Annotated in this window: 19 protein-coding genes; 7 read left to right on the plus strand and 12 right to left on the minus strand. The window is 40.5% G+C overall.

The window, feature by feature from the left end; genetic code table 11:
- The 3 genes from J8Z28_RS19950 to ahpF all read left to right on the plus strand — a co-directional run bounded on the left by J8Z28_RS19950 (nt 1) and on the right by ahpF (nt 3,018).
- On the plus strand, nt 1-504 hold the full coding sequence (locus J8Z28_RS19950; protein ID WP_054562481.1) for a 2,4'-dihydroxyacetophenone dioxygenase family protein: 504 nt from the start codon (nt 1-3) through the stop codon (nt 502-504).
- 208 nt (nt 505-712) lie between these two features.
- Nucleotides 713-1,282 (plus strand): alkyl hydroperoxide reductase subunit C, encoded by a 570-nt coding sequence (ahpC, locus tag J8Z28_RS19955; protein ID WP_054553958.1) that lies wholly within the window; start codon nt 713-715, stop codon nt 1,280-1,282.
- Nucleotides 1,283-1,437: 155 nt separating this feature from the next.
- Nucleotides 1,438-3,018: an alkyl hydroperoxide reductase subunit F gene (gene ahpF / locus J8Z28_RS19960; RefSeq protein WP_062565760.1), complete on the plus strand. Its 1,581-nt coding sequence runs from the start codon at nt 1,438-1,440 to the stop codon at nt 3,016-3,018.
- Nucleotides 3,019-3,118: 100 nt separating this feature from the next.
- Here ahpF and J8Z28_RS19965 read toward each other — a convergent pair whose 3' ends face one another.
- The 11 genes from J8Z28_RS19965 to J8Z28_RS20015 form a co-directional block, all read right to left on the minus strand.
- Entirely contained in the window at nt 3,119-3,589 is a 471-nt protein-coding gene (locus J8Z28_RS19965; protein WP_062565759.1) for a DM13 domain-containing protein, read from the minus strand.
- A gap of 2 nt (nt 3,590-3,591) precedes the next feature.
- Nucleotides 3,592-4,398, minus strand: a complete 807-nt coding sequence (locus J8Z28_RS19970) for a substrate-binding periplasmic protein (protein ID WP_062565758.1) — start codon at nt 4,396-4,398, stop codon at nt 3,592-3,594.
- 36 nt (nt 4,399-4,434) lie between these two features.
- Entirely contained in the window at nt 4,435-6,060 is a 1,626-nt protein-coding gene (locus tag J8Z28_RS19975; protein WP_250660421.1) for a methyl-accepting chemotaxis protein, read from the minus strand.
- A 200-nt stretch (nt 6,061-6,260) separates the two neighbouring features.
- On the minus strand, nt 6,261-8,459 hold the full coding sequence (locus J8Z28_RS19980; RefSeq protein ID WP_250660422.1) for a carbohydrate-binding family V/XII: 2,199 nt from the start codon (nt 8,457-8,459) through the stop codon (nt 6,261-6,263).
- 88 nt (nt 8,460-8,547) lie between these two features.
- The gene (locus J8Z28_RS19985; RefSeq protein WP_250660423.1) at nt 8,548-9,384 is read right to left on the minus strand and encodes a patatin-like phospholipase family protein; all 837 of its coding nucleotides are present in this window, start codon (nt 9,382-9,384) and stop codon (nt 8,548-8,550) included.
- 103 nt (nt 9,385-9,487) lie between these two features.
- Nucleotides 9,488-9,940: an NfeD family protein gene (locus J8Z28_RS19990; RefSeq protein ID WP_054562474.1), complete on the minus strand. Its 453-nt coding sequence runs from the start codon at nt 9,938-9,940 to the stop codon at nt 9,488-9,490.
- Nucleotides 9,941-9,948: 8 nt separating this feature from the next.
- Nucleotides 9,949-10,902, minus strand: coding sequence for an SPFH domain-containing protein (locus tag J8Z28_RS19995; RefSeq protein WP_250660424.1), 954 nt, complete (start codon nt 10,900-10,902; stop codon nt 9,949-9,951).
- Between the two features lie 122 nt (nt 10,903-11,024).
- Nucleotides 11,025-11,930, minus strand: coding sequence for a sensor domain-containing diguanylate cyclase (locus tag J8Z28_RS20000; RefSeq protein WP_250660425.1), 906 nt, complete (start codon nt 11,928-11,930; stop codon nt 11,025-11,027).
- Between the two features lie 257 nt (nt 11,931-12,187).
- Complete coding sequence (locus tag J8Z28_RS20005) at nt 12,188-13,075, minus strand: bile acid:sodium symporter family protein (RefSeq protein ID WP_119853047.1); 888 nt, start codon at nt 13,073-13,075, stop codon at nt 12,188-12,190.
- 9 nt (nt 13,076-13,084) lie between these two features.
- Nucleotides 13,085-13,834 carry a class II aldolase/adducin family protein gene (locus J8Z28_RS20010; RefSeq protein WP_250660426.1) on the minus strand — a complete coding sequence of 250 codons (750 nt, stop codon included), beginning with the start codon at nt 13,832-13,834 and terminating at the stop codon, nt 13,085-13,087.
- 9 nt (nt 13,835-13,843) lie between these two features.
- Nucleotides 13,844-14,164 (minus strand): Mpo1-like protein, encoded by a 321-nt coding sequence (locus tag J8Z28_RS20015; RefSeq protein ID WP_054562470.1) that lies wholly within the window; start codon nt 14,162-14,164, stop codon nt 13,844-13,846.
- A 97-nt stretch (nt 14,165-14,261) separates the two neighbouring features.
- On the opposite strand from J8Z28_RS20015, the gene J8Z28_RS20020 reads away from it, so the two are divergent.
- The 4 genes from J8Z28_RS20020 to J8Z28_RS20035 all read left to right on the plus strand — a co-directional run bounded on the left by J8Z28_RS20020 (nt 14,262) and on the right by J8Z28_RS20035 (nt 21,395).
- On the plus strand, nt 14,262-15,227 hold the full coding sequence (locus tag J8Z28_RS20020; RefSeq protein ID WP_250660427.1) for an AraC family transcriptional regulator: 966 nt from the start codon (nt 14,262-14,264) through the stop codon (nt 15,225-15,227).
- A gap of 229 nt (nt 15,228-15,456) precedes the next feature.
- On the plus strand, nt 15,457-17,391 hold the full coding sequence (locus J8Z28_RS20025; RefSeq protein ID WP_250660428.1) for a methyl-accepting chemotaxis protein: 1,935 nt from the start codon (nt 15,457-15,459) through the stop codon (nt 17,389-17,391).
- A 260-nt stretch (nt 17,392-17,651) separates the two neighbouring features.
- On the plus strand, nt 17,652-18,545 hold the full coding sequence (locus J8Z28_RS20030) for a cation diffusion facilitator family transporter (protein ID WP_250660429.1): 894 nt from the start codon (nt 17,652-17,654) through the stop codon (nt 18,543-18,545).
- A 63-nt stretch (nt 18,546-18,608) separates the two neighbouring features.
- Nucleotides 18,609-21,395 carry a response regulator gene (locus J8Z28_RS20035; RefSeq protein ID WP_250660430.1) on the plus strand — a complete coding sequence of 929 codons (2,787 nt, stop codon included), beginning with the start codon at nt 18,609-18,611 and terminating at the stop codon, nt 21,393-21,395.
- Here J8Z28_RS20035 and J8Z28_RS20040 read toward each other — a convergent pair.
- Entirely contained in the window at nt 21,370-25,821 is a 4,452-nt protein-coding gene (locus J8Z28_RS20040) for an EAL domain-containing protein (RefSeq protein ID WP_250660431.1), read from the minus strand. The genes J8Z28_RS20035 and J8Z28_RS20040 overlap by 26 nt on opposite strands.
- Between the last annotated feature and the right edge of the window lie 125 nt (nt 25,822-25,946).

A 25,946-nucleotide genomic window follows, 5' to 3' on the forward strand; every position in this document is an offset into this window, starting at 1 on the left:
ATGGCATTACCAGATATTATTAATCATCAAGATTTCTTACTGACTATTCATACAAATGATGAAAAGCTAATTAAAAACGCTTTACCAGGCGTGCACATTTATCCACTCATGCTGGATTCTGAAAATGGGGTATGGGTATTACGTGTTTTATTTGAGCCGGGTACGGTTTTGCCAAAGCACTTTCATACTGGGGTTGTACATTTATATACCCTAGCAGGCAGCTGGCACTACACAGAATACCCTGACGATTTACAAGTGGCTGGTAGCTATTTGTTTGAGCCAGGCGGTTCTATTCATCAATTTCAAGTACCAGCAGACAACACTGAAGTGACCGATACCTTTATGGTGGTTATGGGATCTAACATTAACTTTGACCCAGATGGTAACTATATGAACATTATGGATGCAGGTTGGATTGAGCAAGTGATGTTAGCAGCCGCAAAAGAGCAAGGAATTGAGCCTAACTACATTAAACCAAAGAGTTTATATGGTTTTAGTAAGTAATTTTATTCCCTGAAGTGAAAGCCCTTGATTACATAAGTGATTGAGGGCTTTATAGTTTTTGCTATTCTGTGTATTTCAATCTAAAAAACAAATCAATTTAATCTAAACAATCAGTTTTATTTTAATCGCTCATACCTCTATTGTATTAATCAAGCAGACGCAAGGCTGCGTTAATTAAACATTTTTAAATACATCAATGAGGAATACTATGAGCACTTCATTAATTAACACAAAACTACAACCATTCAATGCAACAGCTTACCACAACGGTGACTTTGTAGAACTAACAGAAAAAGACGTGCTAGGTAAGTGGTCAATCTTCTTCTTCTACCCAGCAGATTTCACTTTCGTATGTCCTACAGAGCTAGGTGATGTTGCAGATTACTACGAGCAACTTCAAGAAATGGGTGTTGAAGTTTACTCAGTATCAACTGACACGCACTTCACTCACAAAGCATGGCACGATACGTCTGACACAATTGGTAAAATCAAATTCCCAATGATTGGTGACCCTACAGGTCGTATTACACGTAACTTCGGTGTGATGATTGAAGACGAAGGTCTTGCTCTTCGCGGTACATTCGTAATGAACCCTGAAGGCGAAATCAAAGTAATCGAAACTCACGACTTAGGCATCGGCCGTAGCGCGAAAGAGTTAGTACGTAAAGTACAAGCTGCACAGTACATTGCTAACCACGACGGTGAAGTATGTCCTGCATCATGGCAGCCAGGTGAAGAGACACTTGCTCCTTCACTAGACCTAGTTGGCAAAATCTAATTTGCCACAGCATTAAACGATAGCAAAGCTTTGCTTTGCTATCTCAATGCAACCTTAATTGCCCATCACAACTCACATTAAGCACATTAGCGGGTGATGGGCAGTTATCCCTAAAATTTTTCTAGATTATTTATTCTGAACTCAAGGGCTAAGCCATGTTAGATACGAATATCAAAAACCAATTAACAAGCCACTTTGCTTCTATTACCAGCCCTGTTGAGCTGCTTATCGCCTTGGATGACAGCAATAAATCAACAGAACTTAAAAACTTAGCAAACGATTTAGCTTCGTTAAGCGACAAATTTTCGGTGCGAGATAACCCTAGCCAAGATGTGCGTCGTCCATCTGTGGTGGTATCTTCACCTATTAACAATACGCAAATCACATTTGCGGGTGTGCCTATGGGCCACGAATTCACCAGTTTGATCCTTGCTCTACTGCATACAGGCGGTCATCCAAGTAAGGCATCAGAGACTGAAATTGAACAAATTAAATCATTGCCTGGGCCGCTTAACTTTGAAGTGTATATTTCATTGAGTTGTCAAACATGTCCGCAAGTAGTGCAAGCACTTAACCTGATGGCGGCACACAATGAAAATGTTACGGCTACGATGATTGATGGCGCCTTGTTCCAAGACGAAGTGAACGAGCGTAATGTGTTAGCAGTACCGGCTGTGTACTTAAATGGTGAGTTATTCAGCCAAGGCGCTGTAAACCTGACTGATATCTTAAATAAAGTAGATACCAAAGCGGCTGCACGACAAGCCGAAGCACTGAACGATAAAGAGTTATTCGATGTACTTGTTGTTGGTGGTGGCCCTGCAGGCGCTTCTGCGGCAATTTATTCAGCACGTAAAGGCTTAAATACGGGTGTGATTGCAGAGCGTTTTGGTGGTCAGGTATCAGACACATTAGCAATTGAAAACTTTATATCAGTTAAAGCGACCGAAGGCCCTAAATTGGTTGCACAACTTGAAGAGCACGTAAAAGAATACGATGTTGATGTAATGCAAAACCAACGTGCGGCATCGCTTACTAAGCAAGATAATTATCAAATTACGCTAGAAAATGGCGCGGTCTTAAATGCTAAGTCAGTGGTGTTAGCAACCGGTGCACGCTGGCGTGAAATGAACGTGCCAGGTGAGAAAGAGTATCGCGGTCATGGCGTTGCTTATTGTCCTCACTGTGATGGTCCGTTATTTAAAGGCAAAGCTGTAGCTGTTATCGGCGGTGGTAACTCTGGTATTGAAGCTGCAATCGACCTTGCAAACATTGTTGAGCATGTCACTGTGCTTGAATTTGCTGATACCTTACGTGCTGACGAAGTACTTATTCGTAAAGCAAATAGCTTAAACAACATTACTATTATCAAAAACGCGCAAACGACAGAAGTTGTTGGTGATGGTAAACGAGTAACAGGCTTAAGCTATATTGACCGCATCTCTGGCGATGAAAAATCACTTGAGCTTGCAGGTATCTTTGTGCAAATCGGCTTGGTGCCAAACACTGAATGGTTAAAAGATTCAGCGTTATCACTGACTCGCTTTGGCGAAATCGAAATTGATAGCAAAGGTGCAACATCATTACCGGGTGTTTACGCGGCAGGTGATGCAACAACAACGCCGTTTAAGCAAATCATTATTGCTATGGGCAGTGGTGCAACGGCAAGCTTAGGTGCATTTGATTACTTAATTCGCCACAGCGATGAAACTCAAAGCACAGAAGATGCAGCCTAATTAGTTGCATAAACAATGACTCTTGATTAGGCAGCTCACACCCATAGCTGCCGCTTTAAAGCCGCCCTCTCCAAAGGCGGCTTTGTTTTTATTAATACAGCTATTGGTACTGTGCTGCAGTAATAAACTCCTCAAAACTTTCACACCAAATAACTACTGTATTGTAATCACTGACATCGATACCTTGTGGTACAACTAATTTAAAGCCATTGAACGAACGTACCCCCGCAATACGCTGCATGGTGCCTTTTTGTGCTAAAAAATCGTCTTCGTTATCAATGAAATTTCGTGATAGATAAAGTTGATAGTCGGGACCTGGTGATAACGTGCCTTGCATAGAAATAGCATCATTCGTTAGATACACCATGCCATCACCATAATGAAAGCGATCTGAGCCTTTGAGGCCGGGCTTAAACGTTGCACTAAACTGCGATCGACCTTGATGCTGCTTCAAAATAGCAATATCGGGTGCTGGTTGTTCAGTTAAAATAGGTAAACTGTACACTCCAGCTATAAAACCCGCAGCAAAAATCGCCAATGTCATAATGATGATTATCAGCGCTTTTAGCATGCTTACTCCTTATTTTTTAGCGTTATGATGTGACGTTGCTTTAAAGAAAATTGTTTTTCAACATCTCCAAAGTATTGCAAATAGAGCTTCTCAAGTTCACCTGATTGCTGCAGTTTTTGCATACCTTGTTCTAGCATATCTCTAATGTGACTATTACTTTTACTTAAGTAAAAGTAATAGTCACTGGGGTATTGCAACATAATGTTTGGTGCAATAACAAAATTGAACTGCTTTAGTTTATTTAGTTCGCTACCAATAGCTAGTACTGAGCGTGGAAAGTAATCACCGAGTCCAGTTTCAAGGGCTTTGATCATGCCTGGGTAATCAAGCTCGCCATTGACTGTTAAACCATTGTTTTTCAGTACGCTATAATCAGACCAGCTCTGTTTTTGTAGGCCAACCAAGGGAGTTAAATCAGCAAGGGTTTCGATTTTGCTAAACTTTTCTTGATCTTCATGGCGGATAATAAGCAAACGTTGGCCGTGTAAGCCCTTGTAGAGAGGAATAGTCGTTCTTACTAATGAATCAGTTTGCTGCTGGGGTAAAGAAAGCCATGCTAAGGTAATTGTTTTATTATGGCTTAGCTGCTCTACAACACGTTTATTATTCATAGGCTTAATATTGTAAAGCAGTACAACATCCGCCCCCATTGCGGCAAAACTTTTGTCGAGAATATCGTGAATATATTGATTTTTCGCCGCATCGTTATAACTAGGTTTAGCAAGCTGAATAACAATTTGTTCATGAGCTAATACTTGTAGACTCGACAGAGCAAATGTCATTAGAAATATCAGTATTGCTCTGTTCATTAATTTAAGTCCTTTTTTGAGCGCACGTTTATACGACTATACTTTGAAAACATGCACCTGTTGTTGTAGACGCGAAGCCAGTGAGGCCAATTCTTGGCTGGCTTGAGCATTTTGCTGCGAGCTTTCGCTAACCAGTGAAATGCTACTACTAAATTCATTAATATTACAACTTAGTTCGTTAGCAACAGTGGTTTGCTCATCCGTTGCGGTGGATACTTGGTTGTTCATATCGGCGATAAGTGCCATTTCTTGAGTAATTTCAGTCAGTAATTGTGATGAGCGCTCTGCGTATTCAACACTTTGTTTAGCACTTTCGTCAGCATTACCCATGGCGGTCACTGCTTGCTGCGCCATTGTTTGTAGTTTACTGATCATTTCGTTAATACTGGCTGTGGCTTTTTGCGTGTTGTGTGCAAGCTGCCTTACTTCATCGGCTACTACTGCGAAACCGCGACCCGACTCACCAGCGCGTGCCGCTTCAATAGCTGCATTTAAAGCGAGTAAATTGGTTTGTTCTGCAACACCTTGGATCATCATCACCACTTGATTGATATCGGTTGATTGTGTATTTAACTCATTGATTAGTTTTGTATTCGCATTAACGATGTGTGATAAACGGTTTATTGCATCGATATTTTCTTGCACAGACTGCTGACCCAGCTTGGCTGTTTTATCAGTGTGAGTGGCTTTTTCTGATGTTGATAATGCATTTGCGGCCACTTGTTCAATGGCACTACTCATTTGTGTAATGGCGGTGGCAATCATTGCTGATTGATGCTCTTGCTCTGTGGCTGTGCTTGCAACTTGGTCGCTAATTGAGTTCATTTGCTCAGCAGCAGATGAAAGGGTGAGAGTGGCGCTCGTTACATCATTTACTAATGCATGAATGCGCTCCATCATGGCATTAAAATGATGTGCTGCTTGGGCTATTTCGTCATTACCATGGGTTTTTGCGCGCAGACGTAAGTCGGCATTTTCAGAGATAGAACCTATCGTTTCACTTAACGATAACAATGGGTTATGGATAGAGCGGTATATAATAAAGGCAATAGCCAATAATAAAATTATTAATATAGTGATAGAGGCAGTCATAGCGATACTGACTTGAGCAAAATCTTTATCTGCGGCGTTTTTAAACTTGTTAGCCTCATTGATTTGTAAGCTTATTAGCCCTTGATAGCTTTCACTGAGTGGGTCAAACACATCGTAAAGATTTTTTACGAATACCTCGTTAGGTACTGCTTTAAGTTGGTCACTTTTTACTTGGTTTAAAAATGTGCTTAGTTCGCTTTCTACTACAGCGAGATTCTTTTCCACGATATTAACTAAGCGCTGCTCTTCTGTGGTTAGCTTGGTCCCTAAGTAGCTTTTCCATTTGCTATCAGCAACATTTTTTGCATTTTCAACGGCGGATAGAAAGTCAGTTTTTGAAATTTGCTCAGCGCGGTATTTATGGAATAGATCAACAATGCTAACTGCGTAATTGTCAGATACTGTTTTTATCTGCTCAAGGGGGATGACTCTATCGTCATACAAACTGTCGATGCCTTTTACCATGCCCGACATAATAGACATTGTAAAAATAGAGGTGATCACAAAAACTGTAACCGGTAACAAAGCCAAGACGGCTAATCGCGTACGAACGGTGTAGTTATTTAACATGAGCGTGCAAATTTTTGTAAGGACTTAGTATTAAAACTAATAGAGAAATAGTTTTAAGCAAGTTTTTGCAATTGTTTTGCAGGCTTTTTCTTAAGAGGCATATCTATTACGACTTAAAGGTAGCCACAGAGGTGCGTTGGCTCTGGTTAAGATAACAAAGCCAGTATTTACACTGGCTTTGTTTTGTTCCTATTTGTACATTAATGACCGCGATTAGGCATTTGCCGAGGCATCTGTCTTTGTGTATTACGGCGTATTTGTTGGCGCTGCATACCTTGCTGACGTGCTCTATTTGCCCTATTTAATTGCTGCATACGATTTTGTTGCCTATTTTGAGTGTGCTGGCGTTGCTGCAATGTTTGCTTCGCTTTACTTTTATCTATGCTTTGCAATTTATTTTGCACTTGTTGGCGGTCAATATTTTGTGCCCGATCTTTGATTTGTTGCTGTTTATCGGTAGGTAATGTTTGCCATTTACCCTCAACACGTTGTTGCCATTTATCGGCATCACGCTTGAGCACGTTACCTTTTTGATCCGCAAACACGTTGTTTGCTTTATCGCGTTGGCTGATGGCTGTTTTTAAATCGCGTTTCACTTGCTGCTTTGAAGCGAGACGAGACTTACTCTGATCGCGTTTATAAATATTATGCCTTGGTTGCTTATTATGGTGGCCCGGTTTATGACCGACATTAATTTTGTTACCAATATTGATATTGCCATTATTAATAATAACTGGGCCGCGGTAACCACCCCCATACCAGCCATTACAGCAATGATAAGGTCGATAATGGGTTGGCCATCCAACATTCCAATTCATCCCTAGATTTAAAAAACCATTGCTCCAACTTAAGCCAAACGACCAACCTGTCCAGTTGTTATAGCCAATATTAAAACCCCAAGTCGGTGGGCGAGGGTAGTAGTAGCCACCGCCCCAGTATGGTGGGTAATACCAACCTGTACCATACACTGGCACGCCATAATAAGGGTATGACCACATGTAACCTGGGTAATAACCAACATACACCACCTCAGGAGTTGACTCGTATATCTCGACATAAGTGACGTTGTAAACGGGGGAACTTGGAGGAATTTTTGCGATGTCATCTTTTGGAATGCTATCAGCAACAAGCCAAGGGCCTTGTGCGGAGTCTGCCTTAAACCACACTGCATTATCGACTGCATAATATTTGCCTTTAATTTGCAGCACTTGTGCATCCGTATTAATAGCATAAGAAACTTGCGTGCCCGGGATCCGTTCAAACTTAGGTTTGCCATCATAGTACACAGTTAAACTGGTATCTTTACGGCTGATAGCCGCTGTTTGCGGCACTTTTGCATCTAATACAGCTTCTTCAGCTTCTTCAGTACCGGCAACTGAAACTCTGAGACCACCTAAATCTGATTCAGGTGGAATATTGGCAAAGCTTTCGGGTAGTTCATCGCCGCGTACAAATGTCCATGGGCCTGTTTGTTGTTTTGCACGATACCAGCGCCCAGATAACAAGACATACATGTTATTCGTTTGCATTTCACGTAGCCACGGGGTTTCAGTGTTAAACACATACATGAGCTCGCCACCGGTTAAGCTTTTCCATTTAGCTGCGCCATCAGTTGCAATAAGTTCGGTGGGTTTAGTGGCTACAACAATGGCTGGTGGTGCACTTAGATCTGAGCTTTCGGTATCTTTAGGAAGCATTTTTACAAGTTCAGCCGGTGGCGACTGAGTATAGTCATAAGGCCCTTTGGCTTGTTTTGCCCGATACCAAAATTGCCCATCGGTGAGATAGCAAAGTTTGCTTTTGCTATCTTTAATCACTGTCATGGCGGTGTTTAAAGCACGCTCAAATTGGCTGTTTTCAATTTTACTAAACTTAGGTTCACCATCAAAACTCAGTAATACCGACAGTTGCTCTTTGAAAATAATCGTTGGAGGGTCTGTTTTTAATTGCGTTAAACTTTGTTCTGCTGCTTCTGCACTTTCAAGGCTGGCGGTAAGTTGCGAAAGCGAGGTTTCGAATTGACTGGTTTTTATTGCTTCATTAACGACAGCAGTAAATTTTTGTTCGCCTGCATCTTTTGACTCAGGCCAGCGTACATCTGTGACAGTGATATTGCGAACGGTGACGGTATCGTTTTCGCGGTCAGTATCTAATTTAGCTCTAAACCAAAATACGCCAAACACAGCGTCATTGCCTGAAACCGAAAATGACATTGCTGCACGGGCTGTTAAAGTATTACCGTTTAGTTTCTCGGGTTGTGGCTGGTAAACAATGAGTGTGCCTTGTGATGTTTGCACTTGTTGAGGCCACTCAATGGCTTGGCTAAAAAATGAAAATAAACACAGAAAAGAGAGTATTAAAAGCCTGCAGGCAATAATAAAAGGTAGGGGGAGTTTCATGGTCAATCCTTGGCTAACATAACTCTTAAAAGTATAGTCAATGACATCGAAAACGCTTAAAAATTGTTCCTGTTTTTAAAGCGTTAGCTTAAACAACTTGAGTTAAAAAATTTGAGCCCGCATTTAAACCCATTTCATAGCCCGCACTGAGTTTTTCAAATGATTTGGTTGTTCGACCAACTGCAAAGTTGGGTGGCGGTGCAATAATATTAATTTTACAATCGCTTGGTGGGTTGGTAATAAAATCAATGCTTTGATTGTAATTTTCTGCGCGTCTTAAGGTGGCTTCTGCTAATGCGGGGGTGTTTTTATAAAGACGTTTAACGAACCAAGGCGCTTTTGAAGGCTTTTTCTTATAGCCAAGAGGCTGAGATAAAATAACGGTAATTTCTTTATTACCCATCTCGTATGCTTTACGGATTGGAATAGAATCTGCCACGCCACCATCAGTAAGTTGCAAATTGTTGATAACAGGGAATTCTCGATAAGCAATCGGCAGCGCACATGAGGCTTTTAATTGTTCTTCTAGAAGTGTTGCATTTGCTTTTAAGTACTCTGCCTGTCCAGTTTGTATATTGGTTGTGACTATATAAAACTCACTGGCTTGTTTTTCGAAGGTGTCGAGATCTAGACGAATATCACGGATGGTTTCTTGCCACAGCCAGTCTAAATCAAACAGGTGACCACCTTTAATAAAGCGAATAAAATCGATGAACTCTGGTCGGCAAGAGTAATCGGTGAGCACTGCATGGTTACGTTTGTATTGGGCGCACAAATAGGCAGCAATGTTAGTGGCTCCGGCAGAAACACCATAGCATTGATTAAAAGGTTGGTAATTGGCTTGAATAAAAGCATCTAGTACGCCAGTGGCAAAAATACCACGCATTGCGCCACCTTCTACAACGAGTGCCTTGTTATTGTTCATTTTCGCAACCTTGCTTGTAACCGTGAGTGCTTCTAACCATAGCAAACACGGTTACAAAACTAAATAGAGTTTTGGCTCTAAATGAGGTTTAACTATTGCTGAGTTATACCGCCTCTACCCAAAGTACACCAACTTGTTTGTCGGTTACTTTTACTGTGCTACCAGCAGCAATGGGAGACTGACTTTTTAATTGCCATGTAATACCCGAATACTGATGTGTGGTTAACCCTTTATCATCAACATCGGCATTAACGACAAAGGTAAGCTCAGCAAAATCGCTATGTATCGGCTTAGTATCGGTTTTATCCTGCATGCGTTTGAGAGGTTTCCAAAGCACGAGTGCAAAACCAAGAGTAAACACGATATTGCTCCAAAGCGCGGTAGTGTAACTCGTATCAAGTAGACCTATATTCATTAGTAAGCCACTGGCAAATAAAGATAAGCCTAAAAACAGTAATACATAGGTACTCATACCCAGTACAGCAACTTCAACAATTAGCGCGATAACACCTATAATCATCAGTGCTTCGGCTAAATGGGTATCTAAAAATGCCATTAGCTCACCTAACTTTGTTGCTTTTTATTCAAAGAGTTAATAATAGACATACCTTGAGCTACAAGCGAGCTTGCGTCAGTACCACTTTCAGGAAGTAATACCACAGATGATTCACGAGCAATGGCTTCTTTAGCAGCAATGGCTTTTGTGGCAAGGTCGAGTTGAATTGCTTTTTGGCCTTGTTCGGTGTCAGCGGCTTCACCTACTTTACGCAGTGCATCTGCTTGTGCTTCAGCAACGGCGATAATCGCTTTCGCTTCACCTTCAGCGCGTAAAATTTGCTCGGCTTTTTCAGCTTCGGCAGCAAGGACTTGGGCTTGCTTTTTACCTTCTGCCACGTTGATGGCAGACTGACGGTCACCTTCAGACTCTAAAATTTGCGCACGTTTTACACGCTCAGCTTTCATTTGTGCTTCCATGGCTTCCATTACAGAATTAGGTGGCACAATATCTTTAATTTCGTAACGTAAAACCTGAATACCCCAAGGCTCAGATGCTTGGTTAATCGCGGTAACTATATTGGTGTTTAACATGTCGCGCTCTTCAAAGGTTTTATCTAGTTCCATTTTACCAAGTTCAGAACGCATCGTTGTTTGCGATAGCTGAGTAACCGCAAATACATAGTCATCGTTACCATAAGTGGCTTTATACGGGTCAAGCACGCGGAAATACAGCACACCATCGACGATAAGCGAGATGTTATCTTTAGTGATAGCAGACTGCGAAGGCACATCTTGCGCTTGTTCTTTTAAGCTGCGGTCAGCGGCAATACGGTCGATAAATGGCACAATAAAGTTTAAGCCGGCTTCTTTGGTAGAATGGTACTTACCAAAACGCTCGATTAACCAGGCACGATTTTGCGGCACAAATTTAACGCTACTTTTTAGTAGCACTAAAACAAAAATTAGAAGAAAGACTTCTACATTTAACAACAGGTCTAAAATGCTAGAAACGGGGTCCATGTACTTTCCTTAATACAATTAATATTATTTTTCACTGCTCAGATTACCACCACAAAGCAAAGCACGCTATTGATTTGTAATCGTTACCTATTTAAGTGCAGTTTTATTCTTTATGCATTGTATTAATAATTCAGTGCATGTTTTATCAAATACATGTGCTGATCAGCTTGTGCCACGATCTCTTCAGCAGTTTTTTGTGTACCTAAAAACATGGTGACTCCGACGCTTGCAGAGCCAAGATATTTTATATTTTGATACTTAAATTGAGCTTCTATTGCTGTTTGCAGTTTATCGGCAACACGATGAGCGTTGTGTTTAGCCGTTTGCTCATCACGACCAAGCCCTTCAAGTAATACAACAAACTCATCGCCACCAATGCGAGCTAAACAGTCTTTTTCGCGCACAACCGTTTTCATTCGATTAGCAATTTCAACAAGGTAAGCATCGCCTGTGTTGTGGCCATATTGGTCGTTTAACTTTTTAAACTTATTCAGGTCGATAAATATCACCGCGCCATAGTTTTGGTCGCGCTTGCTCATTTGTAACGCAAGCGATAAACGAATATAAAAATAGCGGCGGTTTAAAAGTTCAGTTAACGGGTCGGTAGAGGCAGCATAAAGGAGTTGTTCTTCAAGGTGTTTTCGTTCGGTAATGTCTGTTGCAATACCTAAAATGCCGATGACTTTGTTCGGCTCTGTGTCGCAAATAATAGGGGTTTTCACTTCCCAGAAAATATATTGGTGTCCGTCGGGAAAGGTAAGCTCAACTTCTTCACGGGTACGCTCACCGCTGAGCACCCGCTTGTCTATTTTGGCTAGCTTTTTTACGTCAGGAATTGGGAAAAAGTCCACATCACTTTTATGTTGTAATTCTTGCTCAGAGCAAGCAAATAAACCCAAGGTAAGCTTATTAGCATAAACGTAATGCCCGAGCTCATTTTTTATGTAAACGTATGCGGGTACGTTATCAAGTGCAAACTTTAATTCAGCAACATGAACGGGCAATTTAGAGTTATTAAGTTCGGCCACAATATGTCCCTATATAACAAGCCATAAATTGATAGTGAACGAAAATATCTTATTAAACAAGACTGACCACAGAGCAAAAATTATAACTAATGATTTAGGTATAGTTATGAAAAATAAATAAAAAAATTAATAGTTAGGATGGGTGATGAACTTTGTTATTAGGTGTGTTTTAGACTCGTTTGGTTATCTCAAATTTTAACTATTTTTTATTACTGTGTGATTAAAAACTTCCTTGTTTTTAGTCATCACTTTGGCTTTTATGCTTTGTTGAGAATGGCAAGGTGTTTTGTATGATGCGCGCTAAATAAGCGACAAAAAATATAACCCGTTACAAACATTGATAAGCTATAGGTTGCTCCAGGAATTGCCATGGCGGCATTATTGATTAAGGTACTCGCAATTAAAATGGCAAGGGTGCCATTTTGTAGCCCCACTTCAACCGCAATGCTCATTTGTTGCTTGTGATCTAAGCCCGATATTTTTGCAAAAAACAACCCAAGTAACAGCGTGCTGAGGTTTAATGTCAGCGTTGCAATGCCACTAGTCGCAAAAAAGCTCAGCATTTGGTCGGCATTTTTATGAATGATACTAAGCACTATCACAATTAAGAATACACTCGAAAAACGACGTATAAAGGGTTCTATTTTCAAGCTGAAATGGGGTTTAAAGTGATTAAATACCATTCCTAAGCAAACAGGAAGCACCGTTATCATCAGCATTTGCACTATGGTTTTAATCACTGGCAAAGCAAATTCGTGGCCCGGCACACTCAATGTTTGCATGGCAAAATGCATAATCAGTGGCAAGGTAAAGGGTGAGATAAATGTGGCTAGCGTTGTTAGACTTATTGACAGCGCAACATCCCCTTTGAATAAATAGGTATAAAGGTTTGAGGTCACACCGCCAGGGCAGCAAGCCACTAAAATCAAACCTATAGCGAGCTCTGGGGTCAAGGTAAAACTCATTGCTAATACAAACGCAACGCTAGGCAATAACAGTAGTTGGCAGCTTAAGCCTATTGAAAGTGCTTTGGGGCTGATAAATAATGCCCCAAAGTCTTGCTTTTTAAGCCCTAAGCCCATGCCAAACATGATGATAAATAGTGCTAAAGGCAGCACTATTTTAGTCATGATATCAATTTGCATGGTATATCCTTATTGATCGTAACCCGGACTTTTATTGTCGAGTAAGCGCAGTAAGGCAGGCCAAGCAATTGCGCCACCCAGTCCCTTAGTAGCAACTTCAGTTTGCCCTTTGATACCCTCAATAATCGCGCTAGGTACTTGTACGAGTTGCTCGGTATTTTGTGAAGTACGAGTTTGTACAGCGCATGCAGCTTCAAAAACATACATAAACAAAAATGCATCAGCGACCGTTTTACCTACTGTTAATAGGCCATGATTACGTAGCATTAGAAAGTTATTAGAACCTAGGTCATTCACTAAACGGTCTTGCTCTGCAGGATTAAGGGCAATGCCCTCGTAGTCGTGATAACCCAAACCTGAGTGCACAACAACAGCTTGCTGAGAGATAGGCAATAAGCCGTCTTTGTTAGCAGACACTGCCGTGCCATTGAGTGAGTGGGTGTGAATAACGCAATGGGCATCATCACGCGCCATATGAATACAGCTATGAATATTAAACCCCGCAGGATTAACTGGGTATTCACTGTCATGCAGCTTATTACATTGTTGATCTACTTTGATAAGACTTGATGCGGTAATTTCGTGAAACATCATGCCATACGGGTTTATCAAAAATTCGTTGTCTGTGCCGGGAACGCGCATTGAAATATGGGTAAAAATTAAATCATCCCAGCCATATAAAGCATCTAGGCGATACGCGGCAGCAAGCTCAATACGGGCTTGCCATTCTTGATCTGATACTGTGTGTTTCATGGTCATGGTGTTTTCCTAAAATGGTACTTTGCGAATAATAATGTCTTTAAACATGACCCAATCACCAATAAAGCTATAAAAAGGGTGTGTAAAAGTAGCGGGGCGATTTTTTTCAAAAAAGAAATGACCAACCCAAGCAAAGCCATAGCCCACAACTGGGCATAAAATTAGCCAGCTATATTGCTGCTGATAAATAGCGGCAAACAAAATAGCCAAAACAATCCAACTGCCAATGAAATGTAAGCGTCGACAGACTTTATTTTTGTGTTCTTGTAAGTAATAGGGGTAAAACTCTTTAAAGCTCGCGAACTCGCGTTTACTTGCTACAGTGCCCATATTGTTGTCTCCGTTGTTAATTACAGGTTAACAATAGGCTTTTATTCTTTTATTTACTTGATAATATAGGTCATTAAATTGTTTATTTAGGACGTGCATGAGAACCTTATCAAGCTGGTGGCTTCGTGCTATGGCTGAGTCGTTTAAGTGGCAGGGTTTACCAATTAATGAATTGTTTGCAGCGGCAAATATTCCTTTGGCAGAATTAAGTAGCCAAACAGCCCGATACCCACAAGCCAGTGTCAGTATGCTTTGGAAGCAGGCGCAAGCCATGTTACCAAACACCCATTTAGGTCTTTATGTTGGCAGTAACATGAATGTACGCGCTATTCCGGTGGTAGGCATGGCGATTATTCAGTCAACTCAGTTATTGAGTGCTTTTCGGCTGATATTGCGTTATCAAAAATTAATGGGCGATACCCATAATGTATCTTTGATCGATCACGGTAGTGAGTATGAGCTTCGCTTTAACTTTAGTGATGGTGAACGTGATATGTCACTGCTAAGCTACGAAGCGCCCATGGCGTTTTGTGTAAAAATAGCACGCACTGTAAAGGGAAAAGATTGGCACCCAACGCGAATTTGTTTGCAGCGTAAAGAGCCACATAGTGAGATTAATACGCACTTTAATTGCAACATTGAATACGGCGCAACGACCCATAGCCTGTTTTTTAGCGAAAATACCGATAGTGAGCCTGTGTTATCAAGCCAGATGAAACTAGTGACGCAAACGAATGTGACGCAGGTACTGAGAATTTTACTTGAAGAGCATTTAATTCAAGGCCAAACCACCAGTAAAGCAATGGCAAAAGCACTTAATATGAGTGAAAAAACGCTGCAGCGCCGTCTTGCAAAAGAGGGCACAAGTTTTAGTAACGAATTAGCAAGTTTAAGACAGCAAAAAAGTGTGTCGTTGTTAAACGAAACAGATCTTTCAGTTACTGAGATCGCCTTTTTATGTGGCTACTCTGAAATTAGTGCATTTCATCATGCATTTCATCGCTGGTATGGCATGTCGCCAAAAACCTACAGGCAAAAAATGGCAATAATAGCAGGGTCATAATAAGCACGGCTTTTTTCAGTGAGCTGTTTGTAGCTATTATTTTAACTAGTAAAAAGGTACAAGTTGGCGGTTGTTCCTATTCTGTTTGAGTTTGATAATTATTCATACAAAAACAACAGTAAAAGCTTAAATAGCAATTGCTTAACACCGACTTGTTACCTAAAATTATTGATAGGACGCAAGGATGATCTAAAACCAAAACTCCACCATTAAGTATGAGGCTTGCTGAATGCGAAATCTATCGCTGCGCACTATTTTTATTAGTTTTGTGTTAATTGCATTGTTTGTTGTCACTGTGGTTAGCGCCTTAATCAATACCAGCCAATTCTCTCGGCTTTATTACCAACAAACCGAAAAGCAATTATTGCCTGACGCTGTGGGTAAAGTGGCTGCCGAAATTGACGCTCAAATGCGTTACCCCATCTCTGTGTCACAGTCGTTAGCTGAAAACCAAATGCTGCATACGTGGATGAGCGAAGGTGAGAAAAGCTCGCCAATTCATCAGCGTGTCATGGCGTACTTTGCTGACTTACAAAGAAAAAGCGGTGCATCATCGGTGTTTTGGGTAAGCAAAAACTCAATGAGTTATTACACACAAGACGGCTTTTTCAAATCAATCTCACAAAGTGAGCCAAGAGACAGTTGGTTTTTTGACTTTATTAGCTCAGATAAACGCCAAGCGCTCGCTTTAGATGTGAGTGAGCAGGGTGGACACCTCACTTTATACGTTAACACCTTGGTTGAAATTGCAGGGCAACGACTCGGTGTTGCGGGGCTTGGTTATGATATTTCAGATATTTCTAGCATTGTTACGTCGCGTAAAATTGGTGAGCAAGGGTATTTATTCTTAATTGATGACAGCAAGCGAATTATTGCACACGCAAACGATGCTTATATTGGTAAACAAGTCACAAGCGTCGCTTCATTAAGCGCATTACAAAGCTTTTTGAGCAGTAAACATACTGGCTTTACTCTATCGCAAGTGGAGCTCGCAGATGAAGATGTTTATGCTGGGGTTATGCCAATTGAAGGAACAGGCCTTACTCTTGTAGCGGTTCAGCCTAAGCAAGAGATATCAAGCGCGATTAATACAGTCGTTTGGATGTCGATTATCGTAAGTGTCGTGCTTGCGGGTATCTTTTTGGTGCTTACACTTTATTTTGCTAATTGGCTAAGTAAGAAAATTCGCAGTGTTGGTGACGAGCTACTTGGTATGGCAGGCCACGGCGGTGACTTAACAAAACGTTTAGATGACAGTGTTGATAATGAGCTGGGACATCTTGCTAAGGGCTTTAATGCCATTATTGGTAAAGTAGCCGAGCTGGTAGATGAAATCAGTGTCACCGAGCAAGCGATGCGAGAGGGGATTGACGATCTTGCGAACTTTGCCAACAAAACCTTTGTTGCTACCGAAGATCAGCGCGCGCAAACCGATCAAGTTGCTACAACTATTACAGAAATGGGGCAAACTATTAATGAGGTGTCTGATATTGCTCATCGCACAGCAAGCGACACGGAAGAAGCGGTACGAGAAACCGTGCAAACCAATCAAAGTATGGCTGCCACAGCGCAAACCATGAATGAACTGAATGACATTTTGATCACGGTTGATAAAAGTATCGGTGAGTTTGCAAATCAAGCAGCTGAGATCAACTCGGTTGTTGAAGTAATCAATGCAATTTCAGAACAAACTAATTTATTGGCACTCAATGCGGCAATTGAAGCGGCAAGAGCGGGTGAGCAAGGTCGTGGCTTTGCGGTGGTTGCTGATGAAGTACGCTCACTTGCACAGCGTACGCAAACATCGACTTCTGAAATTCGAGAACAGATTTCGCGTTTACAAAGCTCATCATTGCAATCACAAGAAGCGATTGCCGAAGGTACGCAAAGTAGTCAAAAAGTGACTGAGCTTACGCATATTGCAGTGTCTGCACTTCAGTCTATTCAGCAGAAGTTTGAGATTATCAGCCAAGGCAATCACCAAGTTGCAGCAGCCACAGAAGAGCAGGGCACGGTGGTTGAGCATATCAATCAGTCGGCTCATGATATTTCAGACAGTGCAATGCAAATACATGATAACGCTGAGCAACAACAGCGTGGTACGCAAAGCTTATTATCGCGTGCTCAGCACCTTAAAGATTTAGTCAGTCAGTTTAAAGTTTAATAGCCTGCTTTTTAAATCTGCTTCGAGTAAAAGGCGTTAACAGCATGTGTTGTTAACGCCTTACTGTTTTTTAGCTTACAAGTGAGTGATTCAGTTTACTTATTCGCTGCTAATTCCTTTCTTATTAGTAACACATCGTGCAAAAAACTTTCAAAAAGGGACTATTAACTAAGTTTTTAGTGCGTTTAAGTGCGCTGCGTATTACAATTGAGACTTTATATCATTACCGCATTTCCAGCTGATAGGTATTTCACTTCTTCATGACAGATATTACAACACACCAAGCATCTAGACGCCGCTTGTTGATTGCCTTAGCCATAACGTGCTCGTTTATGGTGATACAGGTTATTGGCGCCTATTATTCGAATTCGCTTGCTGTACTTGCTGATGCTGGGCATTTGTTTGTTCATAACAGTTCTTTATTCATCGCGCTTATTGCCTCAAGCATGGCGATATATTTCGCGAAAAACTTTAATGATGGCTACCAGCGCGCAGAGCTTACGGGTGGTTTGATCAATGGCATCTTATATTTAAGCATTAGCTTAATTATTCTTTATGAAGGGGGTGAGCGCTACCTTCATCATAGCGATGGTCATGATTTACAAATTAATAGCTATTTAATGTCGGTCATTTCAGCTATTGGTTTTTTGTTTCATGGTGCTGCAGCATGGGTGCTATACAAAGGGCGCAAAGCAAGCATTAATGTGTATGCGGTGTTTTTACACTCGTTTTTTGATTTAATTTCAACGGTTTCAACCTTCTTCGCTGGTATTTTAATCCACCTAACTGGCTGGGCCGAAATTGATATTATTTCGAGTATGTTGATTGCTACCTTTGTCTTGTTTACTGGGGTTAAAGTGATCATTCGTTGTATTCAAGGCTTACTTGAAAATAGAAGTAAGCTGCCGAATGTAGCTGATATTGAACAAAGTATCGCTTCGGTTGAACATGTACAAAATGTTCATAATGTCACGGTAATGCGCCAAGACAAAGACATTATTGTTGGCGCGCACGTTGTTTTAAAACAGCATTGTACCGTTGAAAAGCATGACGAAGCATGTCGCTTAAAGGTCGAAAAACTATTGCAATCGCGCTTTAAAATTGGAAAAAGTGTGCTGCAAATAGAAAGTCATGAATGCCAGCATGTTAATTAAAGTGGCAAAAAGTTTAATTTTCTTTTAATTTAAAGGTATCACTATGAAGTTAGGATACCTTTTTTGCTTCAAAATAAGCCTTCATATTTCAACTTTTTAGCCGCAGTACTGCTTGGTTGTATTGCGGGAGTTGTTAATTTATTACCAATTTGGTTTTTAGATAGCTCAGAATTTCTTCTTGGTCAGTTTTTTGTGATCTTAAGCTTGCTGCTATTCGGTTGGCGGTTCGCAATAATCACCTTTATTTTAAGTACAGGGTTTATTTTTTATCGCTGGGGGCATGCTTGGCCTTCCATTGTGTTTGCTTTAGAGCTCATCTGCTTGCAGGTATTCTGTTTGTCAAAAGCGCGGCCAGTTTTTTTACGAGGCATGCTGTTTTGGTTTGTAATTGGTTTACCTCTACTTTGGAGTTTTGGCCATTTCTTTTTAGGTCTTCCAATTTTAACCATTGCCATCGCACTTGCTAAATACTGCTTAAATGCGGCAATTTACTTATCTGTTATTGATTTACTAAGCTTCTTCTTTAGCCGCTATTCGTGGCATAAACATTATTCGTCACTCTATAAAATACTTAATTATGTTGTTACTTTGCTGGTTGTGCTGGTAGTTATATTAACCTCAGTAGTACTAACCAATAACCATTATGCGCGCATTGAGTATGAGATAAATGCACAGTTAAAAGAAAAAGCCAAAGAAATCGCACGCACAATTGATGGTCACCTCGATCACCATAAAAAAGGGGTGGTACTTACTGCCAGAAGTATAGCCAATGGAGTTCCTCGTCAAATTGCCCTTGAAAATATGGCAAATCTATACCCTGATTTTAGAACACAAATCATTGTTGATGCCCTTGCTGATGTCACTCACTTTTATCCACAATCGTTAGCGATTAGTTTGCAGCAGTCAAACATTCGCGCCAATGTGGCAGATAGAGATTACTTTATCAATGCGCCTAATAATGAGCTTGGTTATATCTCAACAATATTTAAGGGCCGCGGTTTTGGCTCTTTACCTATAGTTGCAGTATCAGCACCGATTTATATTGAAGATACCTTTACTGGCGTCGTTGAAGGCTCACTGATGTTTGATTATTTTGCAGGCCTCAGGCCCAGTCTATTTAGTCATCAAGGCGAGTTGTTGATTTTAGATGCCAGCAACAAAGTGGTATTTAGCACATTAGATGACTTTAAAGAACTACAACAATTAACAGATGAAGAAATAGATTCGTTTGCAGACGAAGCACGCTTTAAAATGTTTGATGCTGAGAACGAGCAGCAGTTTTACGCCAGAGAAGCTCGCTCAACAGAACATAACTGGATTGTAATGACCATGCTCAATCGCAAGCATGCCAACAATGTTGCGGTGAGTGCATGGGGTCAGTCTTTGGTGATGATATTGTTCATTATTTTATTAACCAGTGTGTTCATAACGCAGTTAAGCCGCTGGTTAATTGCTCCTATCGAAAAGTTAGCTGAACAAATAGACAAATTTGAACCTGAGCGGGCAATCACAGATACCGACTTACCACAAACTTGGCTAGAAGTGAGTCGTTTGCAGTCGCAGTTTTCGAGTTTAGCAAATAAGCTGGCGCTTAATTTTAATCGCTTACATCAAGCGAATCACGAAAACGAAGTGTTGAATAACAAATTGACCGATTTTAATGCCCAGCTCGAGCAACAAGTTAATGATAAAACTAATGAGCTAGTCGAAGCTGTGCGCTTAGCGAACCAAGCTAACCGTACCAAGTCGCAATTTTTAGCGAACATGAGCCATGAAATCCGCACCCCGCTCAATGGTATTTTAGGCATGACTCAACTGCTATTAGAAAATCCTAAACTTCCCGAAACTGAACGTGATGAGCTGGCGATGATCCATCAAAGTGCCAATAACTTATTGTTGATTTTAAATGATATTTTAGATTTTTCGAAAATTGAAGCGGGGGCACTTAAATTAGAAAACCGCGCCGTTGAGATTAAGGCTTTACTGCAACAATTAGCAAAAGTATTTAGCAATACCAGTGTGAAAACGGGTGTCGAATTTAACTTAAGCATAACAAAGGACATACCTGAGTATATCCGTTTAGATCCACTGAGGTTTAGCCAAGTAATCAATAATATTTTGAGTAACGCGGGTAAATTTACTGAGTCAGGTGAAATAAACATGCAATGCCAAATGGTCGATGGCGCTCTTGAAATATCAATTCGTGATACAGGCATTGGTATTTCAGCCAATCAACAGGCCAAACTGTTTACAGAGTTCACTCAAGCCGATATATCGACCACCCGTAAATATGGTGGTACTGGGCTTGGGCTAACCATTAGTAAACGTATTATAGAGTTGATGGATGGAGAGCTTTCTTTGGTGAGTCAAGAAGGTGAGGGCAGTGAGTTTACTGTTGCCATCCCAGTCACTATGAGCGACGCAGAAGCAACGGCAGAACAAAGTACAGACAAGCCAACACTTAGTGGCATAAATGTATTAATTGTTGAAGATAACCCTGTCAATCAAATCGTGCTGCAAAAAATGATGCAAGACACCCAGTGTACTATCAAAATGGCAAACGATGGCTTACAGGCGCTTGAGCAGCTTAAAAGCTTTGCGGCAGATATTATTTTGATGGACTGCCAAATGCCTCACATGGATGGCTATCAATGTACACAAGAAATAAAACAGAATCCTGCGCTGTATGGCGAAGCTATCATTATTGCTATTACGGCGAACGCCTTTGAAGAAGATCAAAAACGTTGCCTTGTAGCGGGTATGGATGACTTTATCTCAAAGCCCATAAATAAAGATGAGCTTTATCGCTGCTTAAATAAATGGTTTAAAGCGCGTTTAGTCGATCAATGATTGCCTGAATCGTACTTTCTGCAATGAGGTCATCGGCCAGCATGGGTTTCGCGAAGTAGTAACCTTGTAAATCTTCGCAGCCCATCTCTGTTAAGAAGCTGATTTGCTCTCCTGTCTCAACCCCTTCAGCAATACAATATAAGCCTAAGTTCGATGACAGCGCATGGATGGTTTTAATAATCGATTCATTACTTTTATCTTGGCCGATATTACGCACGAAGCTTTGGTCTATTTTGATCACATCAATCGGGAATTGACTTAGGTAAGTTAGTGACGAGTAACCTGTGCCAAAGTCATCAAGTAATAGTTTGAAGCCGGCATTTTTAAGTTTTTGCAGCTGCTTAGAGGCTTTCTCTTTATCTTCTAAAAGCGTATTTTCTGTAATTTCAAGACGTAGCTGAACCGGCTTAACCATGTGATTATTCAAAATAAGTAATAAACGTTCAGTTAAGTTCGATTTTAAAATATGCGTCGGTGACAGGTTTAATGATAAATAAAACTGAGGGTTAGCACGCAGCATAGGTAGCAGCTCTGTTAGCGCTCTATCAAGGGCTTGCTCAGTCAGCGCATCGATTAAACCAATTTCTTCGGCAATAGGGATAAACTCAGCAGGTGATATAAAACCTTGCTCGTTCTTCCAGCGCATTAAAAGCTCAACGCCGTTTATTTTTTTAGTTTTAGCATTAACAATAGGCTGATAGTTATTAAATAACTCATCGTCTTTAAACGCATCTTTCAAGGCATTTTCAAGTAACAGCTTTTTGGTTAGCTGGTTATTCATCTGCTCAGTGAAATATTTAAAATTGTTACGGCCAGATTGCTTGGCGTGCATCATGGCTATATCTGAATTTTTAATTAAATCATCTGCTGTTTTCGCATCAAATGGATAAAGAGCGACACCAACACTCGCAGAAATATTGATTGAAAAGTCGTCAATTATAACTTTGCTTGCCAGTTCTTCAGTGAGCTTTTTAACGAGCTCACTGAGTGTTTGCGGGGAGTGTAAATCTTTAACAAGTACCAAAAACTCATCGCCACTTTGACGGCCAATTACGGCGTTATCAGGTAACATTAGGCTTACTCTTTGCGTGATATCGCAAAGTAATTGGTCGCCGACAGCATGACCGAATGAATCATTTACAGGCTTAAATTTATCTAAATCAATAAACAATAATGCAGCTAGTTTATTGTATTTTTTTGCGTTATTTATACAGTTACTAATTTTTGTATGCATTAGGGAGCGGTTAGGCAAGCCCGTTAACGGGTCATAATTTGCTAAATAGCGCAAATCGTCTTCAGCGCGTTTTTGCTCTGTTAAGTCTGAAATTACAATTACATAATGACTAATTGATTGGTTTTCCTTGGCTACAGCCGTGACACTAATATGAACCGGGTGTGCAGGGCTTTTTAGCGTGCGAATAACAGCTTCTGTTTTCCAGTTTTGCTTTGGCTTAAGTGTTTTTAATACGTCTATATATTCAAGGTATTTTGCGCGCCCAATAGCCCCAATAAAGTCGCGACTAGTAAGCTCTGCAACATTGTTTGGCGTGGCGAATGCTTCGCCAAAACTCGCATTAGCAGAAAATGGTTTGAGTTGATTGTCTAAAATTAGCAACCAGTCGTTTATTTGCCCAAATGCTTCGCCGAGCACACTGGCTTGCTGGGCATTAGCGTGTTGCTCAGTAATATTGGTATAAATACCGGTTATTTTTAATGGGCGGTTGTTTTCATCGGTTGCAACAATACGACCAATGTCTTCATACCAAAGCCAGCTACCATTTTTATGTTTTAAACGGTAAGTGGTATTCCATTGTTGGTTATTTGTTTGCTTACAAAATAGTTGCCACTGGCTAGTTACATTATTGCGATCGTGCGGGTGCACTAAGCCCACAAACTTGTTGAGGTTTATACCATCTTTATACTCGGCATAACCTAGTTCAGCTGAAAAACGAGTCGTTCTTAAAAATTGCTCTGCTAGGTTAATCTCCCAAACACCACTTTTAGTACTACTTAAAGCGAGTTCGGTTTGTTGTTGTGATTTTACAGCTTCTGCATGCGCACGGCCGATCATTTGCTGACGAGCACGGTATTGCCAAAATAGGAAAAACAAAATAGCTAATACAATAATGACATAACTTGCTTTTGCAGCAGGGGATGACCAAGGTGCATGTGCAACATTGAATCTTAGTTGTCTAGACGCTGATATTGCATCGCTTAACTCGGTTGACGACGACACTGATAACACATAATCACCAGGCGGTAACTTAGTGAAAAAGACCTCATTGGTTGTTAGCTTGTCGTATTGCAGTGAGGTTGGCCCATCAAGGGTCACTCGGTACGATGTTTTATCTTTATTGATGGTATCAAAATTAGAAAAGGTGACTGCTAAGCCCATATCATCATAAGTGATTTGCAGAGGCGTATTCACATATTTATATGGATGGTAGTTAAGCTCTCGCGAAAGCAAAGTTACATTGGTAATTTCGGTATTTATATTACCAGCCTCTACAGGCGACGATAAAAAGTCTTCTGGTGAAAGTAAAAGTACGCCTCGGGTACTACCAAATGCTAGTTGCCCGTTATGTAAGGTGGTGTCGGCATCAATGTTAAATTCATTAACGGCTAAACCATCGCGAATAAAGTAACGGTCAAGTTCTAAGGAGCTTAAGTCAAGGCGGTAAAGGCCATTTTGAGTCCCTAACCATAAAAAACCAAAACGATCTATTTGCAATGCAAAAACAGATTTAGCTTTTAAGCCCGACTGTATATTAATACGGTGTTTAACTTCGTAAGTTTTAGCATCTATGCCAATAAGTCCTTCGTCAGCCGAGCCAAGCCAAAGCGTATTGTTATAATCCATCACCCAGTCATCAATTGTTGTGAACGCTAAAGGGTTATAGTTATCTGTTTGGTATATCAGTGTTAACTTTTGAGTCTGCTCATTGTAGCGGTACAATTTTCCAGACATACTCAGTACATATTCATCAGGATGATCAGGCAGTGGCTTTAAAAAAGCATGGGCATTAACTAGGTCAACTTGTTCTTTTAATCCTTTAATAGTGGTAAGTTCGCCTGTTTTACCATTGTACTTATAAAAATTTTGCTCATCTAAAAATGCAAATTGATCATTACCCATAGCACGAAAGCCCCAGTTAGGGCCGTAATTTATGAGGTGCATGGTCTCAGCATTGCCTTTTATAGGCACTAGTTCGCCGGTCTGTTTATCAAACAAGGCAAGACCTATGTATTTCATTAGCCACAGATAACGGTTGCTGTCATCAATGTTAGCCTCGGTAATACCATAAATACCATGCTCACCATGAAAGGCTTTTTCATCGTTACTAACTAAGTAGGGTGTAATATCTTTAGTAACTTGATTGTACTTCATTAGGCCATTATCTGTACCTATCCAAACGGTATTGTTTTGATCTTGTAATACCGACCAGACATTATTGTTGAAGCGAGCTTGGTTATTTTTTAATTCAATATGTTTAAAACGTCTTGCGAGTGTTGACCAAGTAAAAACACCTTGTGAGCGAGAGGCAAGCCACAGCAGCCCTGTTTTATCAATCATGACATCTTGAATTGAATTGTCAGACATCAAAAACTTACTTTGTTCAAAGTTTAAGATGAACTCAACCGACATTGTTTGGCGATTAAATTCGAACAATCCTTTTTCTGTGACGATATATTCACCGAATGAGCTAACAGAATAGTCCCAAATATTTAAGTTAGGGATTAACAGCCTTACTTTATCAAATGCCAGTAAACGGTTAGCGTTAAAAGGGATATCAAACATGCCCTCTACAGTGCCAACAAATAAGCCCAGTTGCGCATCGACCCTTAAAAATTTTACGTTTTTATTATCTTCGGTGACCTGAGATTTATCGGTTAGCGGAATATGCGAAATATGATCATCTGCAAGGTTTTTTGAGAAAAGCCCATTTGATGTACCTATATATAAAAAGTTGTCGTGCAGGGTGAGTGCTCGCACAATATGCTCTTCTTTATTGATAGAAAACTCATGCAAAAACTTTTTTGATTGCTTGTTGTATGAATAAACGTGCTGAGCAATAGCGAAGTAAAAAAAGTAATCGTCTTCAGTGATTGCTAAAATAGGCGAAAAGAAAACATCTTCAGGGTCTAGTTTGCCAGAATAGATTTTTTCAACTTTTAGTGTTTTTGGGTCTATTAGAAAAGCACCTGAAAACTCAGTGCTGACGAAAATGTTTCCGTCGTCAGTTTTATGCATTGCGGTAATTTGTCGCTGATCAAGTATGTACTCACCAGCAAAAGGCGCTACCTGATAACCATCATACCTATTTAAGCCTTGATAGGTACCAATCCAGATAAAGCCTAAATCATCTTGCACGATTTTAGTTACACTGCCTTGCGTAAGGCCTTCATCGGTTGAAATACGCTGCATTTGCAAAGCATAGTTTTGTGCCAACGCCGAAGAGGAAAGCGTGAAGAACAGCAAACTGAAAATCAAAAGAAAAAGTTTAGGCACTGACTGATTAACCCTAAATTATTATTTGCGCATAATTTTTA

The sequence above is a fragment of the Pseudoalteromonas sp. SCSIO 43088 genome (genome assembly GCF_023650795.1).
In the GTDB taxonomy this organism is placed as follows: domain Bacteria; phylum Pseudomonadota; class Gammaproteobacteria; order Enterobacterales; family Alteromonadaceae; genus Pseudoalteromonas; species Pseudoalteromonas shioyasakiensis.

Excerpts from the sequence above, each read along its gene's own strand:
- J8Z28_RS19950 (WP_054562481.1), top strand. The coding sequence starts at position 1 with ATGGCATTACCAGATATTATTAATCATCAAGATTTCTTACTGACTATT.
- ahpC (WP_054553958.1), top strand. The coding sequence starts at position 713 with ATGAGCACTTCATTAATTAACACAAAACTACAACCATTCAATGCAACA.
- ahpF (WP_062565760.1), top strand. The coding sequence starts at position 1,438 with ATGTTAGATACGAATATCAAAAACCAATTAACAAGCCACTTTGCTTCT.
- J8Z28_RS19965 (WP_062565759.1), bottom strand. The coding sequence starts at position 3,589 with ATGCTAAAAGCGCTGATAATCATCATTATGACATTGGCGATTTTTGCT.
- J8Z28_RS19970 (WP_062565758.1), bottom strand. The coding sequence starts at position 4,398 with ATGAACAGAGCAATACTGATATTTCTAATGACATTTGCTCTGTCGAGT.
- J8Z28_RS19975 (WP_250660421.1), bottom strand. The coding sequence starts at position 6,060 with ATGTTAAATAACTACACCGTTCGTACGCGATTAGCCGTCTTGGCTTTG.
- J8Z28_RS19980 (WP_250660422.1), bottom strand. The coding sequence starts at position 8,459 with ATGAAACTCCCCCTACCTTTTATTATTGCCTGCAGGCTTTTAATACTC.
- J8Z28_RS19985 (WP_250660423.1), bottom strand. The coding sequence starts at position 9,384 with ATGAACAATAACAAGGCACTCGTTGTAGAAGGTGGCGCAATGCGTGGT.
- J8Z28_RS19990 (WP_054562474.1), bottom strand. The coding sequence starts at position 9,940 with ATGGCATTTTTAGATACCCATTTAGCCGAAGCACTGATGATTATAGGT.
- J8Z28_RS19995 (WP_250660424.1), bottom strand. The coding sequence starts at position 10,902 with ATGGACCCCGTTTCTAGCATTTTAGACCTGTTGTTAAATGTAGAAGTC.
- J8Z28_RS20005 (WP_119853047.1), bottom strand. The coding sequence starts at position 13,075 with ATGCAAATTGATATCATGACTAAAATAGTGCTGCCTTTAGCACTATTT.
- J8Z28_RS20010 (WP_250660426.1), bottom strand. The coding sequence starts at position 13,834 with ATGACCATGAAACACACAGTATCAGATCAAGAATGGCAAGCCCGTATT.
- J8Z28_RS20015 (WP_054562470.1), bottom strand. The coding sequence starts at position 14,164 with ATGGGCACTGTAGCAAGTAAACGCGAGTTCGCGAGCTTTAAAGAGTTT.
- J8Z28_RS20020 (WP_250660427.1), top strand. The coding sequence starts at position 14,262 with ATGAGAACCTTATCAAGCTGGTGGCTTCGTGCTATGGCTGAGTCGTTT.
- J8Z28_RS20025 (WP_250660428.1), top strand. The coding sequence starts at position 15,457 with ATGCGAAATCTATCGCTGCGCACTATTTTTATTAGTTTTGTGTTAATT.
- J8Z28_RS20030 (WP_250660429.1), top strand. The coding sequence starts at position 17,652 with ATGACAGATATTACAACACACCAAGCATCTAGACGCCGCTTGTTGATT.
- J8Z28_RS20040 (WP_250660431.1), bottom strand. The coding sequence starts at position 25,821 with ATGCAGCGTATTTCAACCGATGAAGGCCTTACGCAAGGCAGTGTAACT.